Here is a 22,925-nt window from a genome sequence, read left to right on the forward strand (position 1 = left end):
CGGAGAAACACCATGACCATCGAACTCGTCGACGTCAACATCACCAGCCCGGGGCGCAACTTCGTCACGCTCAAGATCACCACCTCCGACGGCATCACCGGCCTCGGCGACGCGACCCTCAACGGGCGCGAGCTCGCGGTCGCGTCGTACCTCGCCGACCACGTCGCCTCGACGCTCGTCGGCCGTGACGAGGACCGCATCGAGGACACCTGGCAGTACCTCTACCGCGGACCGTACTGGCGGCGTGGTCCGGTCACGATGGCCGCGATCGCTGCGGTCGACATGGCCCTGTGGGACATCAAGGCGAAGAAGGCCGGGATGCCGCTCTACCAGCTGCTCGGTGGCGCGAGCCGTGACGGGGTGCGCGTCTACGCTCACGCCTCGGGCACCGATTACGCCGCGCTCAAGAACGCGATCACCGGCTACCAGGAGCTCGGCTACACGGCCGTGCGCGTGCAGACCGGAGTGCCGGGCCTCGGCCAGATCTACGGCGTCTCGTCGTCGGGTCCGGGCGTGCGCTACGACTACGAGCCGGCCAAGCGCTCGGGCGACCGCCCCAGCGAGGAGCGCTGGGACACCCGCAACTACCTGAACCACATGCCCGGCGTCTTCGCCAGCATCCGCGAGGACTTCGGCACCGATCTGCGCATCCTGCACGACGGCCACCACCGCATGACCCCGATCGAGGCCGCCCGCTTCGCGAAGGACATCGAGCCCTACGACCTCTACTGGCTCGAGGACTGCACGCCCGGCGAGGACCAGACGGCGCTGCGCCTGGTGCGCCAGCACTCCACGACGCCGCTCGCGATCGGCGAGGTCTTCAACTCGGTCTACGACTACCAGACGCTCATCACCGAGCGCCTGATCGACTACGTGCGCTCGGCCGTCACCCACACCGGCGGCATCACGGCCATGAAGAAGCTCCTCGACTTCGCCGCGATCTACGGCATCAAGTCCGGCATCCACGGCCCGACCGACATCTCGCCAGTCGGCATGGCCGCAGCCCTGCACCTCGATCTCGCGATCCACAACTTCGGGATCCAGGAGTACATGCCGCACAACGCCCAGACGCTCGAGGTGTTCCAGACGTCGTTCACCTTCGACCGGGGCTTCCTGCACCCGGGCGACAAGCCCGGTCTCGGCGTGGAACTCGACGAGGATGCCGCGGCGGGACACGAGTACACCAAGGCGTACCTGCCGGTGAACCGTCTGCTCGACGGCACCGTGCACGACTGGTGACACGTCCGTGACGGATCCACGCCTCCGGGTGGCCGCACACGGCGGCGTGGTCACGCTCGGCGAGACCATGGCGCTGATGCGCACCGTCGAGATCGGCTCCCTCCGGCACGCGAGCGCGATGGCGCTCGGTGTCGGAGGGGCCGAAAGCAACGTGGCCATCGGGTTACGCCGGCTGGGGGCATCCGCCTCGTGGCTCGGCCGGGTCGGCGACGACTCGCTCGGTGAACGGGCGCTGCGCGAGATCCGCGCCGAGGGCGTCGAGGTGCACGGCATCGTCGATGCGGATGCCCCCACCGGCCTCATGGTGAAGGAACGGCCCTCCGCGGCATCCACCGCCGTGCACTACTACCGCACGGGCTCGGCCGGATCGCGGCTGCGGCCGGAGGACCTGCCGGACGGGTGGATCGAGCGGGCGGCGATCCTGCACGTCACCGGAATCACCCCGCTGCTGTCGACCTCGGCCCGGGAGGCCGTGCTCGTCGCGGTCGACCGCGCGACCGCTGCCGGAGTGACCGTGAGCGTCGACATCAACTACCGTTCCGCTCTGGCTCCGGTCTCCGTGGCCGGCCCCATCCTGCGCGAGCTGGCGGAGCGCGCCGACCTCGTGTTCGGGGGCGCCGAGGAGTTCGCGGTGCTGTACCCCGCGGCATCAACGACCGCGGCATCCGAGATCGACCCATCCGCCGCCGAGGCCGCCGCGCTGCTGCACGCCGCCGGCGTCGGGCAGGTCGTGGTGAAGCAGGGCCCGGGCGGCGCGACGGTGCTCACGCCCGACGCGGTGGTCGCCGCCCCCGGCTTCGCGATCGACGTCGTCGACACGGTCGGCGCGGGCGATGCGTTCGTGGCGGGGTATCTCAGTGCGTGGCTCGACGGACGGGGCCTCGAGGACACGCTCCGGCGCGCCAATGCCTGCGGCGCGATCGCGTGTCTCGTGCCGGGAGACTGGGAGGCCGCACCGACGTTGCGCGATCTCGATCGGTTCCTCGACGGCGGGGGCGACCCGGTCCGGCGCTGAGCGCGGTCACTCCCCCGCTGGGTCCGGTGATTCCGCTGCGTCCGGCGCCTCCGCCGTCTCGAGCATCTCGTCGACGAGGCTGATGCCGCCCGAGGAGTTCGCCGACATCATCAACTGCTCGATCCACTTCAGATTGAGCTGCGGCGCCTCCGGTTCGTCGAACGTGAAGCGCAGCGGGATCGACGGGTGCAGCCAGATCGTCGACCGCCCCTCCACGTCGTCGGTGGTGTGACGCCACGACAGCGTGAAGCTCTCATTGCGGCGCAGCTTGGTGGCGATGGCGACCTTGAGGTGCGCGAGCGCGCGGTCGTCGATGCGGATGGCATCCTCGGAGCCGCCGTAGTGCAGTGAACCCATGCTCGAAACCCTAGCCCCCGTCGGCGGGAACGGATGCCACCCGGCGGCTACCAACGGCATCCGTCTCGCGCAACCCCCTCAGCATCGGCTCGGTCCGGGTCTACCGTCGAGCGCATGGACGGGTCGAGAACGAAGCCGAGAACACGGATCGAGATCGACGGCCGCGAGTTCCTGCTGGACGGCGACCGCGACCTCGTCGATCTCATGGCGCGCATCGAAGCGGCCGCGCGGTCGGAGCCGACCTTCGTCGACATCTCCAGCCGCGGTGGCCTCGTGAGTGTGCTCGTCTCTCCCGGCGCACGCGTCGTCATCTCGGTCGCGCACGAAGGGCGAGACCACGACCACGCCCCGCCCATCCCCCCGATCGGCGACTGGGATCTCTGAACGTCCGAGGGGCGATCGCCTGCTCAGTTGATGATCTCGGCGCGATCATCGGCGTGCAGGGTGGCGAGCTTCCGACGCCACTCGGCGAGTGCCTCCGGGGTCAGACGGGTCCAGTCCTCGACCTCGCGCACGATCCGTAGCGCAGCGGCGCTGCGATACGAGCGGGTGGGGTTGCCCGGGAACTTCTTGTCGGTCACGTTGGGGTCGTTCTCGAAATCGCCGATCGGCTCGACCTCGTACACGCGCGGGGCACGGTCGCCGGGAGCGAGCTCGGCGGCGAGACCCGCACCGTTCGGCATCGCCGTGAAGTAGATGTGGTTCATGACGATCTCGGGGCGGTAGTTCGAGGGGAACCCCGCGGTGAGGAGATCACCCGGCCGCAGGTCGGCCTTCGTGCCGTGGAAGAAGGGTCCGTCGTCGAGTGCGTCGCTCACGCCGACAGCCTACGCTCGCGGAACCGCTAGCGCCCGAGGGCGACGGCGACCACGCAGACCGCCGCGGTCGCGCCGACGATGATCGCGCCGACGGGGAGGAGGTGCGCGAGTCTCTCGCCCCGACCCACCGACCCCGGGTAGCGACGGGTCGCCTCGGGCGGAGTGAGCGGATCCGCGATCACGACGGGATCCCATCCGCACCTCGCGAGTACGGCGGCGAATCCCGCGGCGCGCGGTGTGAACGCCGCGACCTGAGCACCCTTCCGCCGCAGGAGAACCCGTCGCGTCGCCGTCGTCCCCAGGCGCGTGGGCAGGATCAGGGAGAAGAGCACGACCTCGTCCACCGAGGCGCGATCGATGGTCCTGCTCCTCCCCCACACCCGCCGGAGCGTGACGCTGCGCTCATCGACGGTCGCTTCGACGAAGCGAACGGTGAGCACGGCGGCGGCGATCCACAGAACCGCCGCGATCACGGCGAGGGCCAGCAGGACGCCCAGACCCGCGGCATCCGGCCCCTCGCCTGGCCACGCCCAGCCCGCCCACGCGACAGCGACGAGGAACACCGACCCGGTGATCGCGAGGAAGACACGACCGGCGAATACCGACACGGCACCGTCCTCTCCGCGGATGCGCCCATCGAGGCATCCGTCGTTCACCATCATGACGGATCGCCACCGACAGAAAACGACGCGATCCTCGTCATCCGTACGGGACTCGAACACGCACCACCTCGGGATTCGGTCCCGAGACGCGTCGGAGTCAGCCGCCGCTCTCACGACTCCCGGGCGTGGAGAGGACCGACCTGTGATCATCTGGACCCGATGGGGAATTCTCGTTCTCGGCGCACTCCTGGCGGGCGCTGTGGTCGGCAGTCAGACCTTGACAGCCCTGGGCGTGCCCGCCGAGTATCCGCAGAGCATCGCGATGATGCTCTGGTTCGGTGCACTGATCAGCCTGGCGCTCACGCTCTGGGCGTTTCCGCGCATCGACAAGCCTCGCCCGGCGATGCTCGAACGCGCCCTCCCCGAGCCGATCGTCGACGAGAAGGGGCGCACAAAGGAGACCGAGATCGTGCAGGCCGTCGATGCCGACGGCAACGGACTCCTCGTCACCCCGCAGTCGACGTTCTTCTTCATCCCAGCGCGGTTCTACTGGATCATCTTCGCCGTGATCGCCCTCGTGCCCACGGCCGAATGGATCTTCCGTCGCTGAGGCTCACCTCTCCGGCAGCTCGACCGTCTCGTTCTCGCCTTCATACGCCTCGCCGGTGATCTTCGACTTCACGAAGCTGAACAGCGAGGCGATCTTGCCGCCCGGGCTGTCCCAGTACTCGGCGGACTCGGCGGTGAACTTCAGCAGACCCACGTCGGGATCGTCCGGCCCGTTCGTGAACCAGGCCTCGACGGTGGGACTCCACAGCTCGCGCACCTTCGCCGGGTCGTCGACGAGCCCCGCGGTTCCCGACAGCGACACCCACGAATCGTTCGAACTGAACGAGACCCCCACCCTCTCGTCGGCCTGCGCGTCGAGCACGAGTGTCGCGCTCTTCGACACGAGGAACCACAGGTCGCCGTCGAACTCGGCCTCCTGCACGGTGAGCGGATGCGCCACGAGACGCCCCTCGGCGTTGCGGGTGGTGAACATCGCGAAACGGAAGTCGTGGAGGAGTTCGGCGACCCGCTGAACGGGCGTGGTGTCGGTCATGAGGATGTCCCTTCTGCGCCGCGATCCGTGCGGCATCACCGCCATCTTGCAACCCGTGGATGCCGGGGCCGAGGGGGTTGCGATCTCGGCCGGGAGGGCTTATCCGCGGCACGCGATGGTTGCGCAACCCACCCTCACGAGGCTCTGACAGACTGGACGGGTCGAGGGGAACGACGAGGGAGAGATCAGTTCGATGACCGCAGGAGCCGCCGAAGATCTCGAAAGAGCCGTCGCCGCCGCGAGGCACGACGACGACTGGACCGGGGTGCTCGGCATCCTCGGCTCCCGCTGGAGCGATCTCTACCAGAGCCACCCCGAACTCCTGATCCGCACGATCGAGACCCTGCCCCCGACCGTGCTCGACGCGAACCCGCGCCTGCGTTTCGCCGAGGAGCATCTGCGTCGACGCTCGAATCGGCGACCCGAGAGCCGCGCCTACCGCGACATCCTCTCCGACGACCCGGACGCGCCACCCCTCGATCGCCTCGCCGCACTCACCGGTCGCGTGGCCGTCGCCCGCGGAGAGGGTCGCCTGGACGACGCGACGGCGGCCGCCGATCAGGCCGTCGCCACTCTGAGGGCCGTGCCCGTCGAGGTGGTCCCGACCTTCGCGAACGCCCTGCCCGAGCTCCACTACCACTGGGGCGTGACGTACTTCCTCGCCAGCCGTTTCGACGATGCGCTCGAGCAGTTCGCGCGCAGCCACGACTGGGCGGTCTCGGTCGACAACCGACTGGTGCGCACCACGTCGGGCGGCGCGAGCGCGCTCATCCACGCACTCCACGGTCGCGGACGCGATGCCGTGCGATTGCTCGATCAACTCCCCGAGGTCCCGGCGGACGCCTGGTGGGCGGCGGATGCCCCGACCGCGGCGCGCCTCGCCGGCGCCGTGCTGCGCATGGACCGTCTCGACATGGCGGGGGCCCGCGACGTCCTCGACGGCATCGACATCGCTCTCTCCCTGGATTTCTGGGGCCCCTACTTCGCGCTGCGCGCATTCGCCGTCTCCGAGCGGCGCGACGATGCGCAGGTGCTGCTGTCGGAGTTCGACGGCTTCGTCGCCTCGCTCGCCCCCGAGTACGCCCGGGTGCCGGTGAACGCCGAGTACACCCGGCTCGTGCGCTATCTGCTTCTGCTCGTACTTCACCAACCGGAGAGCGCGGTGCGGAGCCTCGGCGCCACCGCCCCGACCGCCGACGGCGGACTGGTGGCGCAGACATCCGCGGTCCTCCACGGGCGCCGACTCCTGCAGCGCGGACAGGCCGCTGCGGCTCGGCGGATGGTCACCCCTCTCCTGCACGTGTCGAGCGCTCGCCCGCGCGTGCTCATCTCGGCGCTCGCGATCGCCGCCGAGACGGTCGCCGCCGACCAGCGCGACGACCTCCTGCAGCGGGCGGCCGCACTCGCGACATGGAACGGCGTGTTCTCGTCCTTCCCGCCGGCATCCGCAGCGGCTCGCTCGCGCCTCGCCGATCTGATCGAGGAGCGGGGGCACGCCGACATCGCCGCACACCTGCGCGGGATGGCGGACGCGATCTCCGTCGCCGGAACGGATGCGCTCACCCGCCGCGAGACCGCCGTCGTGGCCTCGGCGCTGGCCGGGCTGTCGAACACCGACATCGCCGCGAAGCAGCACGTGAGCGTCAACACGGTCAAGTCGCAGTTGCGGGGTGCGTTCCGCAAGCTCGAGGTCGCGAACCGGCAGGAGCTGATCGACCTGTTCCAACTCGGACGTTGAGTCGCGCTCGGTGAACACGGAGCCGTATCCCAGGTGCGCCCGGTAGCGTCGTCGGGTACGACCACCGCGATCCCCGACACCTGAGGACACGATGAGCCGCATCACCCCCGCTCTGGAAGCATCCGCCCCCGCCTACGACGGTTTCGTCGGCTGGGTGCTGAGCCTCATCGAATCGCTCGGGGAGGTGGGCGTCGGCATCGCGATCCTCATCGAGACGTTCGTGCCGCCGATCCCCTCGGAAGCGATCCTTCCCGTCGCCGGTTTCCTCGCGTACGAGAGCCGGATGAGCGCTGTGGGCGCGTGGGCGGCGGCCACCCTCGGCGTGCTCGTCGGCGCTCTGCTCTGGTACGCGATCGGCGCGGCGGTCGGCCGTGACCGCACGCGCCGCATCGTCGGCCGCATCCCGCTCCTCGACTACGAGGACTTCGACAAGGCCGAGGCGTTCTTCGCCCGCTGGGGCGGCGGGGCGGTGCTCTTCGGCCGCTGCGTCCCGCTCGTGCGTTCGTTCATCTCGATCCCGGCCGGCATCGAGCGGATGCCGCTGTGGAAGTTCACGCTCTACACGCTGATCGGCTCGGGCATCTGGAACGCGATCTGGATCGGTCTCGGCTTCGCCTTCGGCCCGGCCATCAAGCCGGTGCTCGAGGAGTGGAGCGGACTCATCTCGAACATCGCGGTCGGCGCGATCGCCCTGCTCGTGCTGATCTTCATCGCCTCGCGCGTGCGCCGCCGCCTGCGCGAGGGCGGCCCGCGACGGATGCCGCAGCCCGACGCCGACTGACGGGAGCCGGGTCAGGCCTCCGCGCGGGCGGCGCGCTTCGCCTCCTGGAACACCCGGATCGCCTCGTAGCGCTCCGCCGAACGCGCCTGGCGCTTCGCGGCCTGCTCCTGACGGTTCTTCGGCGCAGCGGACGTGACGAGTCCGTCGAGCAGGCTGCGCACCGATCGTTCGATCTCGGCGACCGCATGGTCGAACACCTCCTGGTTCGCGCGCGAGGGTGCGTTCGACCCCGAGATCTTGCGGACGAACTGCACGGCGGCGTCGTGGCACTCGTCGTCGGATGCCGGGGGCTCGAGGTTGTTCAGCGGGATGATGTTGCGGCACATGCCAGCAAGGCTAGATCGGCCCGGCGAACAGCGCCAGGGCGTTCAGACGGTGTAGCCCGCGGGGAACGGATCGGTGGGGTTGAGCAGGTACTGCGCCGTGCCGGTGACCCAGGCGCGTCCGGTGATCTCGGGGATCACGGCATCCGCTCCTCCCACCGTCGCCCGCTCGCGCAGCCGCCCCGTGAACGTCGTGCCGATGAACGACTCGTTCTCGAAATCCGTCTCGAGGGCCAGCTCTCCGCGCGCGTGCAGCACGGCCATGCGGGCGCTCGTGCCGGTGCCTCCGGGCGAGCGGTCGAGCCATCCGGGGTGGTTGATCAGGGCGTGGCGCGAGTGAACGGCATCCGATCCCTCCGCGAGGAACACGACGTGCTCGCACCCGGCGAACCCGGTCTCGGGATGCACGGGCATCTCGTGTGCGTCGATCGCCCGCATGATCGCGCGGCCGGCGGCGACGAAGGCGTCCGCCGACGCGCGCTCGAAGGGGATGCCGACGGCGGATGCTTCGACGAACGCGTAGAAGTTGCCACCGTAGGCGAGGTCATATGGCACCCGGCCGAGGCCCGGCACGTCGACCGCGCGGTCGAGCCCCACGACGTACGAGGGAACGTTGACGATCGTCACCGCGAGTGCCGCCCCGTCACGCACCTCGACGCGGGCGACGATCAGCCCGACCGGGGTGTCGAGTCGCACCTCGGTGATGGGTTCGGTGACGGCGACCATGCCGGTCTCGACGAGGGCGGTGGCGACCCCGATGGTTCCGGCACCGCACATCGGCAGCACTCCGGTGACCTCGATGAAGAGGACACCCCAGTCCGCGTCGGGTCGCGTCGAGGGCTGCAGGATCGCGCCGGAGAGCGTGCCGTGCCCGCGCGGTTCGTTCAGGAGGAACGTGCGCAGGTCGTCGGAGTGGGCGATGAACCACTGTCGCCGCTCCTCCATCGTGTCGCCGGGGAGAGCCGGGACTCCCCCGGTGACGACGCGCACCGGCAGCCCCTCGGTGTGCACCTCGACCGTCTGGATCGCGCGGGTGCTCCTCATCGTGCACCTCCGTCCTGCGGCGCCGCGTCCTGCCGCGCCGCCGCGGTCAGGGCCGCGTGCAGGGAGGCGGGGAGGGTCGCGTTCTCGGGGAACGGATGCCGTCGGCCGAAGTCCGCGCCGTGCCGTTCGGCGAGTGCGCGGAGGTGCTGTTCGACGCGTTCGGAGTACCCCGGGTCGAACGCCTCGGGGTCGAGGGCGAGCACGAACAGTCCGAGGCTCGGCGAGGTGGATCCGGAGTCGAAGGGCGCGGCATCCTGCGAGAACATGCCGCCGGAGAGCACGGCGAGCATCTCGACCATCAGCGCGATGTTCGACCCCTTCGCCCCGCCGAAGGGCAGGAGGGCGCCATCGAGGGCAGCGCCCGCGTCGGTGGTCGGCGCGCCCGCGGCGTCGAGGGCCCACCCTTCGGGGAGCGGTTCGGAGCGGTCGGCCGCTGCCCGCACCGACACCCAGGCGGTGGCGCTGCTCGCCTGATCGAACGAACGCGGCCCGGAGGCGTGCGGCAGCGCGAAGGCCATCGGGTTCGTGCCCGTCACGGGCACCGGCGCGGAGTAGACGCTCATCAGCGCAGGCGAGTTCGCGCACACCAGGGCGATGAGTCCGCGGTCGGCGACCCGACGCGCGTAGTAGCCGAGCTCGCCGGCGCTGTAGCCGTCCCGCAGCGAGAGCACGGCGACCCCGACCTCGCCGGCCGCCCGCACGAACGCCGGGAATGCGGCATCGAAGGCGGCCTGCGCGGTGCCGCCCGCGGCATCCACGCGCACGACGCCCGCCCGGGTGGACTGCACCCCGGGGATGGCGTCGGGGACGAGCCGCCCCTCGGCGAGCGCATCGAGGTAGTCGAGCAGGTGCGCGGCTCCGACCGCGACCTTGCCCTGCTGCTCGGCGGCGACGGTGCTCGCGGCGAGCGCCGCCGCCGTGCGCTCCGAGCCCCCGGATCCGCGCACCGCCGCGCGGCAGAGAGTGTCGAGTTCGTCCCAGGTCAGTGTCGTCTCACGCGCGGCATCCATGTCTCTCCACGGTATCCAGGGCGGGCGACGGGCGCGAACCGGACCCACCCGTTCGGAGGGGTGCTTCCCCTCCGAACGGGTGGTCAGCCCCGCGCGATGGCCGCGAGCTCGACCCGGGAGGTCGCCCCGGATTTGCGCAGCAGGTTCGACACATGGAACTTCACCGTGTTCTCGCTGACGCTGAGCGTGTGCGCGATCTCGCGGTTGCGCCGGCCGGCGGCGATCAGCCGTAGCACGTCGCGCTCGCGCGGGCTCGCGTCGATCGCGGCGGGCAGGTCACCGGCATCCGCGGGCGGGTCGAGCGGCAGGCGGATGCCGACCTCCGACCCCCAGCCCGGGGTCGCCGAGACCGAGAAGTCGCCGGCGAGCGCCGACACCTGCTCGCCGATCGAGCGCAGCGTGTCGTCGTGGGTGGTGAGGTCGCCACGGCCGTCGTCGCGGATGCCGATGAGCAGGTTGAGGCCGTCGCAGTCCCACTGGATGCGCACGCGCCGGGTGTCGCCGCGGTCGACGATTGCCAGGACGGTGCTGCGCACGATGGCGCGCGCCGAGTGCGCGATATCGCCCGGCAGTGCGCGGCCGTTGGCGGGCGGCTCGACGAACTGCACGTCGAGTTCGCTGTACCGCACGAGGGGCCGCAGGTCGCCGCGCAACCGTTCGAACGCCCCGGTCACCGGTTCGAGGCCCGCGCCCTGCTCGTCGTTCAGGGTGCGCAGCCCCACGAGGGCACCGGCGGCGACGTCGACCGCGATCGTGCGCGCCGCCCGGTCGTCGAGCCGCGTCGACCGCAGCGTCGCGAGAAGGGACTCGAGTGTGAGCGCGTACCGGTCGCGCTGCTCGGCGAGGGCACGTGCGTGATCCGCGGTGATGCGGCGCGATGTCGCCTGCGCGGTGTGACCGGTGTGATCGGTGGCCGCGGTGTGGTCGGTGGCGCTCATGGACACCCACTCTATCCCGCCCCCTCCTTTCGGGTAGGGGGAACGGTCCCGACGCAGGAGCGCCCGGCGATCGGATGCTCGGAAGGCTGGATGCATGCCCCTCACCGCCACCATCTCCCCGGGAGCGGCGATCTCCCTCGTCGCCAACGAACTCCTGCACGCCGCCGAGCGCACGAGCGTCGCGAACGCGCGACAGCTCGACGACCTCGCCACCCTCGTCACCGACGCCGAGCGCGTCTTCGTGATGGGCGCCGGCCGGTCGGGGCTCGCGCTGCGCATGACGGCGATGCGCCTCATGCACCTGGGACTCGAGGTGCACGTCGTCGGCGATACCACCACCCCCGCGATCGCGGCGGGCGACGTGCTGCTCACCGCGAGCGGCTCGGGCACCACCGAGTCGATCGTGCGGGCCGCCACCCGCGCCTCCCGGATCGGCGCGCGGATCGGCGTGATCACCACCGCCGAATCCTCGCCGCTCTCCGATCTCGCCACGGTGCGGGTGCGGGTGCCCGCGGCACAGAAGCTCGATCGCAGCGCCGAGACATCCGCCCAGTACGCGGGCGGGCTGTTCGAGCAGATCGTCGTCGTGATCGGCGACGGCCTCTTCCATGCGCTGTGGCAGCGCCAGGGTTCGAGCGCCGACGAGCTGTGGCCGCGGCACGCGAACCTCGAATGACCCGCGCCCCATCCCCTGAACCACCCCAGAAGAACGGAACACCCATGAAACTGCAGTTCGCCATCGACACCCTCAGCACCGAGAAGGCCCTCGAGCTGGCCGCGGCCGCCGCCGCGCACGTGGACATCCTCGAGCTCGGTACCCCGCTCATCAAGAGCGAGGGCCTGTCGGCGATCACCGCGCTGAAGGAGGCCCACCCCGACAAGGTGATCTTCGCCGACCTCAAGACCATGGATGCCGGCGAGCTCGAGGCCGATATCGCCTTCGGCGCGGGTGCCGACCTCGTGACCGTGCTCGGCGCCGCCGACGACAGCACCATCGCCGGTGCCGTGAAGGCCGCGAAGAAGCACGGCAAGGGCGTCGTCGTCGATCTGATCGGCGTCGCCGACAAGGCCGCACGCGCCCAGCAGGTCATCGGCCTCGGCGCGGAGTTCGTCGAGATGCACGCGGGCCTCGACGAGCAGGCGCAGGAGGGCTACTCCCTCGACAGCCTCCTCACCGACGGCGCGGCATCCGGCGTCGCGTTCTCGGTCGCGGGTGGAGTGAACGCCTCGAGCATCGCCGCGGTGCAGGCATCCGGCGCGCAGGTCGCCGTCGCCGGCAGCGCGATCTACAGCGCCGACAACGTCGGAGACGCGGCGGCGGCGCTGCGCGCAGCCATCGCCTGACGCAGACGGGGTCTCGGCGCTCTCCCCCCGGCGCCGAGACCCATCGAACGCGCCGAGACCCGCCGCCCCCGACGTCAGGGGTGGTGGGTCTCGGCGTTCGTGGTGGGTCTCGACGTTCGTGGTGGGTCTCGGCGCGGCGACGCGCGGGAACCCGGATGCCGTCAGGCCTCCGAGCGCGACTCCGCGAGGCTCGGGTAGTCGGTGTAGCCCTCGGCGGTCGAGCCGTAGAACAGCTCGGGGCGAGGGTCGTTCAGCTCGGCGCGGCTCTCCCACCGGGCGACGAGGTCGGGGTTCGCGATCACGGGGCGCCCGGCGGCGACGGCATCCGCCCATCCCTCCTGCACCAGGTCCTCGGCCTCTTCCCGCGTGGTCGGAACGGCGAAGCCCGAGTTCACGATCAGCGGAGCCTTCGCCGCCGCGCGGATCGTCTGCACCAGGTCGGCGCGCGGGTCGGCGTTGAGCACGTCGACGAAGGCGAGTCCGAGCGCGGCGATACCGTTCGCGACCGCCGTGTAGGTGGCGCGCACGTCGGCGTCGTCCTCTTCGAGCACTCCCTGGATGTTGTGCTGGGGCGACAGACGGATGCCGGTGCGCTCCGCGCCGACCGCCGCGGCGACGGCGCGCGTCACCTCGACGGCGAAGCGCGCGCGGTTCTCCGGCGATCCGCCGTAGGAGTCCTCGCGCACGTTCGACACCGGCGAGAGGAACTCGTGCACGAGGTAGCCGTTCGCCCCGTGCACCTCGACCCCGTCGAAGCCCGCCGCGATCGCGTTGCGCGCCGCCTGCGCGAACTGCTCGACCACCACCGGGAGCTCCTCGAGAGTGAGCGCGTGCGCGACGGGGAGGTCGGCCTTGCCCTCGGGCGTGCGGGTCTGCCCCGGGGCGGCGAGGGCGCTCGGGCCGACGACGCGGTTCTCGCCCGAGATGAGCGGGTGCGAGATGCGTCCGCCGTGCATGAGCTGCATCACGATCGTGCCGCCCTCGGCGTGCACGGCATCCGCGACGCGGCGCCAGCCGTCGATCTGCGCGGGCGTGGCGATCCCCGGCTGCCCGGGGTACGACTTGCCCTCGGCCGCGGGCCACGTGCCCTCGCTGATGATCAGGCCCAGTCCCGCGCGCTGGCGGTAGTACTCCACCATCACGTCGGTCGGCACGCCCGCGTCATCGGCACGGGTGCGCGTGAGCGGCGCCATCACGACGCGGTTGGACAGGTTCAGGGCGCCGAAGACGGCGGGCGAGTAGAGAGTCACATCGAAGGCAAGGCGCGTGTGCGGCGTCGTATTCCCGGTTGCCACCCGATCAGGCGGATGCCGCGCCCCGGTCACTCCTCCGGACGGATGCCGGCGAGCATGATGTCGAGGAACAGCTGTCGATCACCCGGGTTTCCGATGCGCACGGCGTGCTCGACCCCGCAGATCAGTCGCTCGAGCTGCACGATCGTGAGTTCGGGGCGCACGATGCCCTCCCGGCGCGCACGCTCGAGCACGCCCTCGAACGCGGCGAAGATCTCGATCTTCATCGCGCGCACCCGCTCCTCCTCATCGTCGGGAGAGAGCAGCACGGCCTGCAGGCCGCCGTCCTCGAGCTGCAACGCAAGAGCGTTGTCGAGGAAGGTCGATAGGGCTGCGCGGGTATCGGGATCATCCGTCGCGGTGCGGGCGATGGCCAGCATCCGCTCGAGCGTCTCGACCGACAGCGCCTCGACGAGGGCGTGCACGGTCGGGAAGTGGCGGTAGACGGTGCCGACGCCGACGCCGGCCTCGCGGGCGACGGCGTTCAGGCTCAGTCCGTCGCCGCGCTGGGCACGAGCGACCTCGAGGATCCGCGCGCGGCTGCGCGCAGCATCCGCCCGTATCTGCCGCATGCGACCAAGCGTATCACTGCAAGCGGATAACTCATCCGTTTGTGTTATGGTCAAGCGGATAACTCATCCGTTTAGCACTCGAGGACACTCATGACCTGGAACCCCGCCCGCCTCCCCGACCAGACCGGACGCACGCTCGTCGTCACGGGCGCGACCGCCGGCATCGGTTACTTCGCCGCCGAGCAGCTCGCCGCAGCCGGCGCCGACGTCGTGCTCGCCTCGCGCTCCGAGAGCAAGCTGCGCCTCGCCGAAGCATCCATCCGCCAGCACGTGCCCGCGGCGTCGGTGCGCAGCGTCGTGATCGACCTCTCGTCGCTCGCCTCGGTCGACCGCGCGGCGGAAGAACTGCGGGCGCTCCCCCGTCTCGACGGCGCACTCCTCAATGGCGGCACCATGCCGGGCCGAACCGGTACTCCCACCGCCGATGGCCTTCCGCTACTGCTCGGAACCCACGTGATCGCGAACGTGCGCCTGCTCTCCGGCATCCTTCCCGCCCTCGTCGCGACCGGCGAGCGCGAGGGCACGACCACCCGCATCGTGCACACCTCGACCGGATTCGTGAGCCAGTTCCGCTTCGACGTCGACGACGTTCGCGCGACGCCGCGTCTCGCGATCGGCGCCTATACGAAGGCCAAGACCGTCACCGAGGTCTTCGCCTTCGAGCTCGATCGCCGTCTGCGCGCGAGCGTCCTGCCCGTGTCATCGCTCGTCGTGCGTCCCGGAGTCGGCGTCGATGCGAAGACGCCCGAGCGAGCCGGCATCCGCGACGCCTCGACGCCGTACCAGCGCAACCCGTACACGCCGTGGGCACAGGGCAAGGACACCGCGGCGTGGGCCGCCGTGCGCGCCCTCACCGACCCCGCAGCACAGGGCGGCGAGTACTACTCGCCCGCCGGACGCCTGCGCGGGTTGCCCGTGCGCGTCGAACCCCTGCCCCGCACCCACACCCCGCCCGTGGAGCTCGCCGCGTCGGTCTGGGCGCAGCTCGAGGACCTCGCCGGGGTGTCGCTCCGGATGCCGACACCCACCGGAAGCGCCGAGACCCACCGCCCCTGACGTAGAGGACGATGGGTCTCGGCGGGCGCGGTGGGTCTCGACGACCTCAGCCGCACACCAGCGGATGCCGCGACTACGGCACGAGCGTGAACCTCACCTCCGTCGCATTGCCCGCCACGTCGTGCACGGTGAGCACGTTCTCGCCGAGCACGGCGCCGAACGACCCGGGCTTGACGTTGTTGAGGTCGGACCAGACGTTGTCGCTCAGGTCGGTGCCCGTGTCGTTCACGGTGACGCGGTCGATCTCGAAGGCGTCGTTGAGCTTGAACGACACCTTCGAGAACACCCCGTCGGCACCGATCGTGAAGGCCGACCCGGTCTTGAGCGTGACGGTGGGCGGCGTGACGTCGAGCGTGAACCGCACGGTCGTCTCGTTGCCCGCCGCGTCGCGCACGACCAGGGTGTTCGCGCCTTCCACCGCGCCGAACATCCCGGGCTTCACGCCGTTGAGGTCGGACCAGACGGCATCCGTCACGTCCTTCTCGACGCCGTTGAGCGCGAGCCCTGAGACCAGCCCCTCGTCGTGCAGCTTGAACGAGACCTTCGAGTAGACGCCGTCACGGCCGACCGTGGCTCCGGCATCCGTCTTGACCGTCACGGCCGGAGCCGTGGTGTCGGTCACCGCCTGCGTGATCGACAGGTCGCGCAGGCGCCCGAAGTTGTCGAACGAGCCGAAGCCCACTCGCCCCTCGGGGAACGTGGTGTCGGTCGCGGTCAGCAGCGGGGTGTCGAGGCCGTCGAGATAGACCGCCACCTCACCCGTGTCGCAGCGCACCACGCGCACGTCGTGCCACTCCTCGTCGGTGATCGCCGGCGGAGCGCCGATCGCGCCGTCCCACTGGTCGTCGACCCGCACGCGGTCGGCGTTGTTCACCGTGAAGATGCCGTTGTGCGGGTAGATCGTGTTGTCCTTCGACAGGTGCACGTACGAGTACTCGGTGTCGGACTTCCAGCCGAACACGATGATGACGTCGCGGTTGTTGACCGACGCCTTCTCGTCGATGCGCACCTGGGCCGAGAGATCGAAGGACCCGAGCTCGGGACCCTCGCTCAGCACGGCGTACTCGAAGGGACGACGGATGCCGTCGTTCGGGTTCGTGCCCGCCTCGGTGAGCACGATCTGGTCGCCCGGGAACTCCCACTTCGCGGGGGTGCGCGGCGCCCAGTTCTCCTCGCCCATCACGTCGGTGATGACCTGGCCGTCGGGCGTGCAGGCGGCGGGCGCCGGCGGCTCGACCGGCGGCACCGCGTACAGCGCGTACTGCGCCGCGATCTGCTCGGCGGTCGGCACCGTGTCGAGCAGCATCACGTCGTCCATCCGCCCGTGGAACGGGTTCGCCTCGCGCGTGTTCTGCGGGAAGCTGCCGCCGATCTTGATGCCGGCGGGAACGGTGTCGCTGGTCGCGCCCGCACCCCAGGGGTTGGATGCCGTGTACTTCCCGGCGAGTTCCTCGCCGTTCATGTACAGCTTCATCTCGCCGCCGGCGAAGTCGAAGGTGGCGGCGAGGTGCACCCACTGCCCCTTCTTCAGGATCTCGTCCCACGGCAGGTCGGCCGCGAACGTCCACGACCCCGCTCCGTCGACGCGGCGGCCGAGGGCGACGAGCTTGAGCTCGCCGTCGACCGTGATCACCTCGAGCAGCGCCCGCACCGCGTGACCGTCGGAGGTGCCGGTGAGCACACCCGCCAGGCCGATCGCGTTGTACACGTCGTCGGGGTTCGCGGTGCCGGAGTTGAGTGCCGGGTGATCACCGGTGGGCTTGAACCAGCCCATCACCGAGATCTCCTCGGCACCGGCGAAGTCGCCGAGCGTGTCCACGCCCGCGGCGTCGTAGACCCCGGCCTTCCAGTCGTCGTTCGACGCGGTCACAGGGCTCATCTGCTGCGTCTGCAGCGCCTTGCCCGCTCCCGGGTAGGCGCGGTCGGCCACCCGCTGCTCGACGCCGCCGTTGATCAGGGCGATATCGGTGCCCGAACGGCCCTGGTCGACCTCGACCGTCGGGTCGGCGCCCGGGTGGTCGAAGTCGTGGTGGGTGACGACGTTCGGGGCGAGCTCCGGCAGCACGAAGGGCGACGACGGACCTGCTTCGCGAGCTCCCGTCACCTTCCAGATCTTGCCGTTCGCCTTCGAGACGAGGTACAGCTCGCCGTCGGCATCCGATCCGAATCGCAGGTCGACGCGCGTGTCGCCCACCAGCTCCTGGAAGGTGGTCTCCTCACCGTCCTCGAACACCCGCAGCTGCTCGATCGTGGCGAGGTCGTCGACGTCGCCGTCGTTGCGGACCATCTCGTCGGCCTGCGTCGACAGCACCCAGCCGCGCACGAGGTCGGTGAAGATGTACCGCCCCTGCAGCGCCTCGATGTCCCCGCGGTAGACGAAGCCGCCGTTCACGGCCACGCCCGCGTCGCCGGTCTGGCCGGGGTCGCGGTTGTGGTCGTAGGCGGCCACCGGATAGGTGAATCCGAACTCGGCGTCATTCTCTGGCAGTGGGAAGATCTGCCGGTTCTCGGCGAGGAACGAGCCCTCGCGCACCGACCAGCCGAAGTTGTCGCCCGGCTCGACGGCGTAGATCGACTCGACCTGCCACTCGCCGATGTGGGCGAGATACATCGTGTGGTCGCCCTCGGGGTCCCAGCTAATGCGGTGCGGGTCGCGCAGACCCACGGCGTAGATCTCGGGCAGCGCGTCCGCGTCGTCGAGGAACGGGTTGTCGGCGGGGATGCCGTACTCGCCGTTCTCGCTGTCGTCACCGGTCGGGTCGATGCGCAGCACCTTGCCCTGCGGGGTCGCGAGATCCTGCGGGTTGCCGTTGCCGACGCCGTTGCCGCCGTCGCCGACGAGGATGTACAGGATGCCGTGCTCGGCGCTGTCTTCCGCGGCGGTCGGGTTGAACGCGATCTGCTGCACCGTGTGCACGCGGCCGCCGAACGGGATGCGCATGACCTCGCGGTGCGTGCCCTCGAACGTCTCGGCCGAGGGATCGGATGCCGTCCACTCGGTGATCACGCTGTGGAACTGCGTGTTGCCGTAGGCCGGGAAGTCGGGGGTGTCCTCCGTGAGCGCCGTCGTGCCCTCGGTGTGCACGGTGTAGAAGAGCCCGTTCTCGGCGAAGTCCGGGTGGAACTCGGCCGCGCCGAGTCCGGTGCCCAGGCCCGCACTGTTGTGGAAGTTGTCGACGAACTCGTCGCGCACGTTGAGGTACGGCACGTACTCGCCCGACGCCTTGTCGACGAGGTAGAGGATCGCGTTGTTGTCGGGCACCATCAGGCGACCCGACCCGTCGGGCACCTCGTCGAGGTGCGTGATGCGGTTGTGCCGCACGAGCCGCGGGTCCTGCGTGGCCGGGGTCGTCGTCGACTCGGGCAGCTGGGCGAGCTCGGTGACCTCGATGCCCAGGCTCGCGAGCTCGGGATCGGGCAGCGGATTCAACAGGGGTTCGGTGGGCGTCTCGCCAGGAGCGCAGTCGCCCTCGTTGCCGGTGGCGATCGTGAGGTTCTCGCCCGCCGTGTCGACCGCGACATCGTCGAGCAGCAGGCGCCCGGTGCTCGTGGCGCCGTTCTTCCAGAAGAACCGGTCGAGGTCGCCGTTCACGGCCTGGCGGAAGCCGAACTGCTCCTCGGTGCCCTCGGGCAGGCGGGTGAGCTCGTCATAGGCGCCGCCCTGGCTGTAGACGGCGACCTTGTCGGTCGCGTTGTCGGCGACGATCCAGACGCACTGCCAGGCGTCGCGCGACCAGACTCCGGCGGGTTTGAAGGCATTGCCGTCGCGCACGCGCAGCACGTCGTCGTTCTGGTTGTTCACGTATGCGCGGCTGTGCGCGTAGTCGTTCGGGGCGTCGACGTCGGTGACGCCGAACGAGGTGTCGACGCTGCCCGTGCGCAGGAAGCGGAAGAACACCGTTCCCGTCGTGCCGTCGGCGATCGCCGGGATCTCACGGAAAGCCTGCTGGCCCCCACCAACCGACTCGACGACCTGGTTGTTGCCGTTGAGGGGGTCGGCGACGACCCGGGGAGCAGCGGATGCCGTCCACCCGTCCTGCCCGTTCAGCGCCGTGCGCTCGTACCCCTCGAAGTCGATCACCTCGGGGAACGTGGTGTCGGCCGCCGCGGGGGTGGCGGCGATCAGAGTACCGATCACGGCGGCCGCGATGGCGGCCGCCCCGGCTCTGCGGCGGCGGCTCCCGCCCGGTGGCACGGCATCCGTTCGCCGGTTCGCGCTCGTCGACCGTGTGTTTCGCTTCTGCATCAGAGACCCTCTCAACGTCATCGTCGTGTGGTGTCGTGCCGGTGTGGTGTCGCGCTCCTCCCCGGGGCGGCACTGCAGAGGGGAGGGCGTCAGCCGCGCGGAAGCGCATGCGTAAGCGCTTTCGCAACCGCTTTCGTCGAGGGTAGCGCGCGGGTGGAAAGGAGGCAAGGGCCGAGCCACTGGGTCCCTGAGCCTGTCGAAGGGTCCCGCCCCTAGTCAGTCCAGCGTGCGTGCGAGCCCGGCCCCGGCATCGCGCAGCCACCGCGCGGGATCCTGCATCGCGGCCTCGCCGGAGCCCGCGAGCTCGGTGAGCGAGGCGTGCGCGGCGAACGCGAAGGTGTCGGCATCCGCGTCGATCCGCCCGGCCACGAGCAGCGCGGGCACCCGGGCATCGGCCGCCGCGTCGGCGACGTATGACGGCACCTTCCCCGCACCCGACTGCCCGTCGAACGCACCCTCGCCCGTGATCACGACGGCAGGCCCGACAGCGGATGCCTCGGCCAACGCACCCGGCAGGCCCACGAGTTCGCCGACCTCGGTCGAGCCGGCCACGAGCCGCGCCCCCCAGGCCAACAGGCCGAACCCCGTACCTCCGGCCGCACCCGCTCCGGGCGTCTCGGGATCGGCGGGCAAGAGGGCGGCGAGACGTGCGAGCGCCGCATCGGTGCGTGCGATCGCCTCACCGGCGAGCCCCTTCTGCGGCCCGAACACCGCGGCGGCACCGGCCGGCCCGAGCAGCTGGTTCGTCACATCGCTGAGCACCAGCACCCCGCCCGGGGGCAGCGAGCGCAACTCCGAGACGTCGACCGACGCGACGTCGGCCACCCCGCGCGCCCCGCCGGCGATCGGCGCCCCGGACGCATCGAGGAACCGCGCACCGAGGGCGGTCAGCATCCCGACCCCGCCGTCGGTCGAGGCGCTCGATCCGATGCCGAGCACGAGGCGCGAGACCCCCGCGTCGATGGCCGCGGCGATCGCCTGCCCGAACCCGAGGGTGTGCGCGTCCTCCCCGAAGCGCCGCTCGCCGAGCAGTTCGATCCCGCTGGTCGAGGCGAGCTCGACCACGCCGATACCGCCGGGCGCGTCCACGGAGGCGGGCAACCTCAGCCAGGCAGCGACCGTCGTCGCTCCGTCCGGCCCCGTCACCCGCACCGGCACGCGCTCCGCCCCCGCGACCGCGGTGGCGAAGGCGTCGATCGTGCCCTCTCCCCCGTCGGCGAGGGGTCGCAGCACCACCCGGTCCTCGGGACGCACCGACGCCCACCCCGCGGCGAGCGCGGCGGCGACATCGGCGGCGCCGATCGTGCCCTTGAAGCTGTCGGGGGCGAAGACGACGGTGTGCACGCTCTCGACCCTATTCGGGGCGCAGGAGGGCGGGGCGCGATGCGAGGAACGGCGAGACGCTGCGCCCGAAGGTCTCCGCCGTGCGGCGCACGACCGCGGCGGGATCGTCGGCCCAGATGTCGGCGTGGAAGATCTCGACCTCGACGTCGCGGTCGTACCCGGTCGCGACGACGGCCTCGGTCAACGTCTGCAGGTCGATCACCCCGTCGCCCGGGTAGTGCCGGCTCAGCAGCACGTCGGCGGGCAGCGGCGTCTTCCAGTCGCACACCTGATAGGTCGCGATGCGCCCCTCGCGGCCGGCGCGGGCGATCTGCGCGAGCACGTCGGGGTCCCAGAAGATGTGGAACGTGTCGACGGCGGCGCCGACCACCCGAGGATCGAAGTCGGCGGCGAGGTCGAGCGCCAGCCCGAGCGTCGAGACGACGCAGCGGTCGGTCGCGTACATCGGATGCAGCGGCTCGATCGCGAGCGTCACCCCGGCCTCCGCGGCGTAGGGCGCGAGGTCTCCGAGCGCGTCGCGCACCCGCTCGCGGGCTCCCGTGATGTCGCGCGACCCCTCGGGGAGGCCGCCGGCGACGAGCACGAGCACGGCGGTGGATCCGGTCGCTCCGGCGGCGGCGAGCGCCGCGGTCTCGTCGATCGCGACGCGGTTGTCGTCGAGCGAGGCGCGGCGGGCGTCGCCGTCGGGCACGGTGAAGAACCCTCCCCGGCAGTGGGTCGTGAACCGCAGCCCCGAGTCGGCGAGCATCGACGCCGCCGTCGCGAGCCCCACGGCCTGCACGGGCTCGCGCCACAGCCCGATCGCCTCGACGCCGGCCGCGCGGGTGACGTCGAGCGCGGTGCGGAGGTGGGCGTGCTTGATGGTCGCCTGGTTGATCGACAGGCGGGGGTCGGGCGCACTCATGCGATCACTCCGTTCAGCGTGAGCAGCGCGTGCCAGCGGCTCGCCGCGAGGTCGGGGTTCTCGAGCGCCCCCGCGTCGTTCGCCAGCTCGACGATGCGCGACAGGTGCGGCAGGCTGCGCGCGGAGTGCAGGCCGCCGACCATCTGGAACGCGGGCTGGTGTCCGTTGAGCCACGACATGAACGCCACCCCGGTCTTGTAGTAGAAGGTCGGCGCGGCGAAGATCTGCCGGCTCAGCGCCTCGGTCGGGCCGAGGATCTCGAGGTAGCGGTCGGGGTCACCGGCATCCAGCGCCTGGATCGCCGCGGACGCCGGCGCGGTCAGCGCCGCGAAGGCGCCGAGCAGCGCGTCGGAGTGCCGCCGCGGGTCGGCCGCCTCGCTCAGCGGCTGCGCGGCATCCGGCACATCCGCCCCGCCGATGAGGCCGACGTAGTTGAAGTCGTCGCCGGTGAACATGCGCACGCCGTCCGGCAGGCGGTCGCGCACGGCGACCTCGGATGCCGCATCCAGCAGGCTCATCTTGACGCCGGCGACCTTGTCGGTGTTCTCGCCGATGATCTCGATCAGCACATCGGATGCCGCGCGCCAGTCGTCCGAGCCGAAATAGCCCTGCAGCACGGGGTCGAAAGCCGTACCGAGCCAGTGCAGCACGACCGGGGTCGTCGCCGCCGCCAGCACCTCGCGGTACACGCGGCGGTAGTCGTCGGCCGAGCGGGCGGCACGCGCGAGGTGGCGCGAGGCCATGAGCACCGGCCCAGCCCCCTGCTCCTCGGTGAAGTGCAGCTGGGTCTTGTAGGCGTCGATGACGGCATCCACCGCGATCTGCTCGTCGTCGACGTGGTCGGTGTTGACCCCGACGACGACCGCGCCGCGCTCCTCGCGGGCGACCTCGGCCGAGCGCGCGATCAGCTCGCGGGTGGCCGCGGCATCCAATCCCATGTTGCGCTGGGCGGTGTCCATCGCGTCGGCCACCCCCAGCCCCCACGCGTAGGCGTGGCGGCGGAAGGCGAGCGTCGCGTCCCAGTCGATCTCGGCCGGGCGGCCGGGGGTGTTGTCGCCCGCGATCTTCGGCACGACGTGCGCCGCGGCGTAGGCCACACGGCTCTGCAGCGGGCCGTCGGGACGGGTGTAGGCGGGCGCCTCGGACAGCTCGACCTGCGAGGTCGAGCCGTCCGGGGCGAGCAGGGTGAGCACGCCCATC

23 protein-coding genes are annotated in these 22,925 nt (G+C 70.9%); 9 read left to right on the forward strand and 14 right to left on the reverse strand.

The window, feature by feature from the left end; all coding sequences use genetic code 11:
• The first annotated feature begins 12 nt into the window (after positions 1 to 12).
• Positions 13 to 1,239, forward strand: coding sequence for a D-mannonate dehydratase ManD (gene manD / locus ACFY9N_RS16690; protein WP_391480023.1), 1,227 nt, complete (start codon positions 13 to 15; stop codon positions 1,237 to 1,239).
• A gap of 7 nt (positions 1,240 to 1,246) precedes the next feature.
• On the forward strand, positions 1,247 to 2,254 hold the full coding sequence (locus ACFY9N_RS16695) for a sugar kinase (protein ID WP_391480025.1): 1,008 nt from the start codon (positions 1,247 to 1,249) through the stop codon (positions 2,252 to 2,254).
• A gap of 6 nt (positions 2,255 to 2,260) precedes the next feature.
• On the opposite strand, the gene ACFY9N_RS16700 is transcribed toward ACFY9N_RS16695, so the two are convergent.
• Positions 2,261 to 2,611 carry a hypothetical protein gene (locus ACFY9N_RS16700; RefSeq protein WP_391480026.1) on the reverse strand — a complete coding sequence of 117 codons (351 nt, stop codon included), beginning with the start codon at positions 2,609 to 2,611 and terminating at the stop codon, positions 2,261 to 2,263.
• A gap of 114 nt (positions 2,612 to 2,725) precedes the next feature.
• Here ACFY9N_RS16700 and ACFY9N_RS16705 point away from each other — a divergent pair, with 114 nt between their 5' ends.
• Complete coding sequence (locus ACFY9N_RS16705; protein ID WP_391480028.1) at positions 2,726 to 2,995, forward strand: hypothetical protein; 270 nt, start codon at positions 2,726 to 2,728, stop codon at positions 2,993 to 2,995.
• Positions 2,996 to 3,018: 23 nt separating this feature from the next.
• On the opposite strand, the gene arr is transcribed toward ACFY9N_RS16705, so the two are convergent.
• Positions 3,019 to 3,429, reverse strand: coding sequence for an NAD(+)--rifampin ADP-ribosyltransferase (gene arr / locus ACFY9N_RS16710; RefSeq protein ID WP_391480029.1), 411 nt, complete (start codon positions 3,427 to 3,429; stop codon positions 3,019 to 3,021).
• A gap of 26 nt (positions 3,430 to 3,455) precedes the next feature.
• Positions 3,456 to 4,091: a hypothetical protein gene (locus tag ACFY9N_RS16715; protein WP_391480030.1), complete on the reverse strand. Its 636-nt coding sequence runs from the start codon at positions 4,089 to 4,091 to the stop codon at positions 3,456 to 3,458.
• Positions 4,092 to 4,233: 142 nt separating this feature from the next.
• On the opposite strand from ACFY9N_RS16715, the gene ACFY9N_RS16720 reads away from it, so the two are divergent.
• Positions 4,234 to 4,641 carry a hypothetical protein gene (locus tag ACFY9N_RS16720; protein WP_391480032.1) on the forward strand — a complete coding sequence of 136 codons (408 nt, stop codon included), beginning with the start codon at positions 4,234 to 4,236 and terminating at the stop codon, positions 4,639 to 4,641.
• Positions 4,642 to 4,644: 3 nt separating this feature from the next.
• On the opposite strand, the gene ACFY9N_RS16725 is transcribed toward ACFY9N_RS16720, so the two are convergent.
• Positions 4,645 to 5,133, reverse strand: a complete 489-nt coding sequence (locus tag ACFY9N_RS16725) for a pyridoxamine 5'-phosphate oxidase family protein (RefSeq protein ID WP_391480033.1) — start codon at positions 5,131 to 5,133, stop codon at positions 4,645 to 4,647.
• Between the two features lie 193 nt (positions 5,134 to 5,326).
• Between ACFY9N_RS16725 and ACFY9N_RS16730 the strand changes: the two genes are divergently transcribed.
• Both ACFY9N_RS16730 and ACFY9N_RS16735 read left to right on the forward strand, forming a co-directional pair.
• Positions 5,327 to 6,871 carry a LuxR C-terminal-related transcriptional regulator gene (locus ACFY9N_RS16730; RefSeq protein ID WP_391480035.1) on the forward strand — a complete coding sequence of 515 codons (1,545 nt, stop codon included), beginning with the start codon at positions 5,327 to 5,329 and terminating at the stop codon, positions 6,869 to 6,871.
• A gap of 91 nt (positions 6,872 to 6,962) precedes the next feature.
• Entirely contained in the window at positions 6,963 to 7,652 is a 690-nt protein-coding gene (locus ACFY9N_RS16735; protein WP_391480037.1) for a DedA family protein, read from the forward strand.
• Positions 7,653 to 7,663: 11 nt separating this feature from the next.
• Here the strand turns inward: ACFY9N_RS16735 and ACFY9N_RS16740 are convergent, their stop codons facing one another.
• The 4 genes from ACFY9N_RS16740 to ACFY9N_RS16755 form a co-directional block, all read right to left on the reverse strand.
• A complete protein-coding gene (locus ACFY9N_RS16740) occupies positions 7,664 to 7,978 on the reverse strand; it encodes a DUF2277 domain-containing protein (protein WP_391480038.1) in 315 nt (104 codons plus the stop codon).
• Between the two features lie 42 nt (positions 7,979 to 8,020).
• On the reverse strand, positions 8,021 to 9,019 hold the full coding sequence (locus tag ACFY9N_RS16745; RefSeq protein ID WP_391480039.1) for a proline racemase family protein: 999 nt from the start codon (positions 9,017 to 9,019) through the stop codon (positions 8,021 to 8,023).
• Positions 9,016 to 10,029: an Ldh family oxidoreductase gene (locus ACFY9N_RS16750; protein WP_391480040.1), complete on the reverse strand. Its 1,014-nt coding sequence runs from the start codon at positions 10,027 to 10,029 to the stop codon at positions 9,016 to 9,018. Before ACFY9N_RS16750 ends, ACFY9N_RS16745 begins: the two co-directional genes overlap by 4 nt.
• A gap of 83 nt (positions 10,030 to 10,112) precedes the next feature.
• The gene (locus ACFY9N_RS16755) at positions 10,113 to 10,967 is read right to left on the reverse strand and encodes a LuxR C-terminal-related transcriptional regulator (protein WP_391480042.1); all 855 of its coding nucleotides are present in this window, start codon (positions 10,965 to 10,967) and stop codon (positions 10,113 to 10,115) included.
• Positions 10,968 to 11,061: 94 nt separating this feature from the next.
• On the opposite strand from ACFY9N_RS16755, the gene hxlB reads away from it, so the two are divergent.
• Positions 11,062 to 11,643 (forward strand): 6-phospho-3-hexuloisomerase, encoded by a 582-nt coding sequence (gene hxlB, locus ACFY9N_RS16760; protein WP_391480044.1) that lies wholly within the window; start codon positions 11,062 to 11,064, stop codon positions 11,641 to 11,643.
• A gap of 44 nt (positions 11,644 to 11,687) precedes the next feature.
• The gene (gene hxlA / locus ACFY9N_RS16765; RefSeq protein ID WP_391480046.1) at positions 11,688 to 12,311 is read left to right on the forward strand and encodes a 3-hexulose-6-phosphate synthase; all 624 of its coding nucleotides are present in this window, start codon (positions 11,688 to 11,690) and stop codon (positions 12,309 to 12,311) included.
• A 161-nt stretch (positions 12,312 to 12,472) separates the two neighbouring features.
• Here the strand turns inward: hxlA and ACFY9N_RS16770 are convergent, their stop codons facing one another.
• Positions 12,473 to 13,561: an alkene reductase gene (locus ACFY9N_RS16770; protein WP_391480166.1), complete on the reverse strand. Its 1,089-nt coding sequence runs from the start codon at positions 13,559 to 13,561 to the stop codon at positions 12,473 to 12,475.
• 71 nt (positions 13,562 to 13,632) lie between these two features.
• On the reverse strand, positions 13,633 to 14,175 hold the full coding sequence (locus tag ACFY9N_RS16775) for a TetR/AcrR family transcriptional regulator (RefSeq protein ID WP_391480047.1): 543 nt from the start codon (positions 14,173 to 14,175) through the stop codon (positions 13,633 to 13,635).
• A gap of 90 nt (positions 14,176 to 14,265) precedes the next feature.
• Here ACFY9N_RS16775 and ACFY9N_RS16780 point away from each other — a divergent pair, with 90 nt between their 5' ends.
• On the forward strand, positions 14,266 to 15,231 hold the full coding sequence (locus ACFY9N_RS16780; RefSeq protein ID WP_391480049.1) for an SDR family NAD(P)-dependent oxidoreductase: 966 nt from the start codon (positions 14,266 to 14,268) through the stop codon (positions 15,229 to 15,231).
• A gap of 73 nt (positions 15,232 to 15,304) precedes the next feature.
• Here ACFY9N_RS16780 and ACFY9N_RS16785 read toward each other — a convergent pair whose 3' ends face one another.
• From ACFY9N_RS16785 to ACFY9N_RS16800, 4 genes are all read right to left on the reverse strand, one after another.
• Complete coding sequence (locus ACFY9N_RS16785) at positions 15,305 to 19,477, reverse strand: PQQ-dependent sugar dehydrogenase (RefSeq protein WP_391480050.1); 4,173 nt, start codon at positions 19,475 to 19,477, stop codon at positions 15,305 to 15,307.
• Positions 19,478 to 19,693: 216 nt separating this feature from the next.
• Positions 19,694 to 20,821 (reverse strand): glycerate kinase, encoded by a 1,128-nt coding sequence (locus tag ACFY9N_RS16790; RefSeq protein WP_391480052.1) that lies wholly within the window; start codon positions 20,819 to 20,821, stop codon positions 19,694 to 19,696.
• Positions 20,822 to 20,831: 10 nt separating this feature from the next.
• Positions 20,832 to 21,725 carry a sugar phosphate isomerase/epimerase family protein gene (locus ACFY9N_RS16795; protein WP_391480053.1) on the reverse strand — a complete coding sequence of 298 codons (894 nt, stop codon included), beginning with the start codon at positions 21,723 to 21,725 and terminating at the stop codon, positions 20,832 to 20,834.
• Complete coding sequence (locus tag ACFY9N_RS16800) at positions 21,722 to 22,924, reverse strand: dihydrodipicolinate synthase family protein (protein ID WP_391480054.1); 1,203 nt, start codon at positions 22,922 to 22,924, stop codon at positions 21,722 to 21,724. Before ACFY9N_RS16800 ends, ACFY9N_RS16795 begins: the two co-directional genes overlap by 4 nt.
• Position 22,925 lies beyond the last annotated feature (1 nt).

The organism is Microbacterium sp. NPDC008134 (assembly GCF_042957055.1).
Taxonomy (GTDB): domain Bacteria; phylum Actinomycetota; class Actinomycetes; order Actinomycetales; family Microbacteriaceae; genus Microbacterium.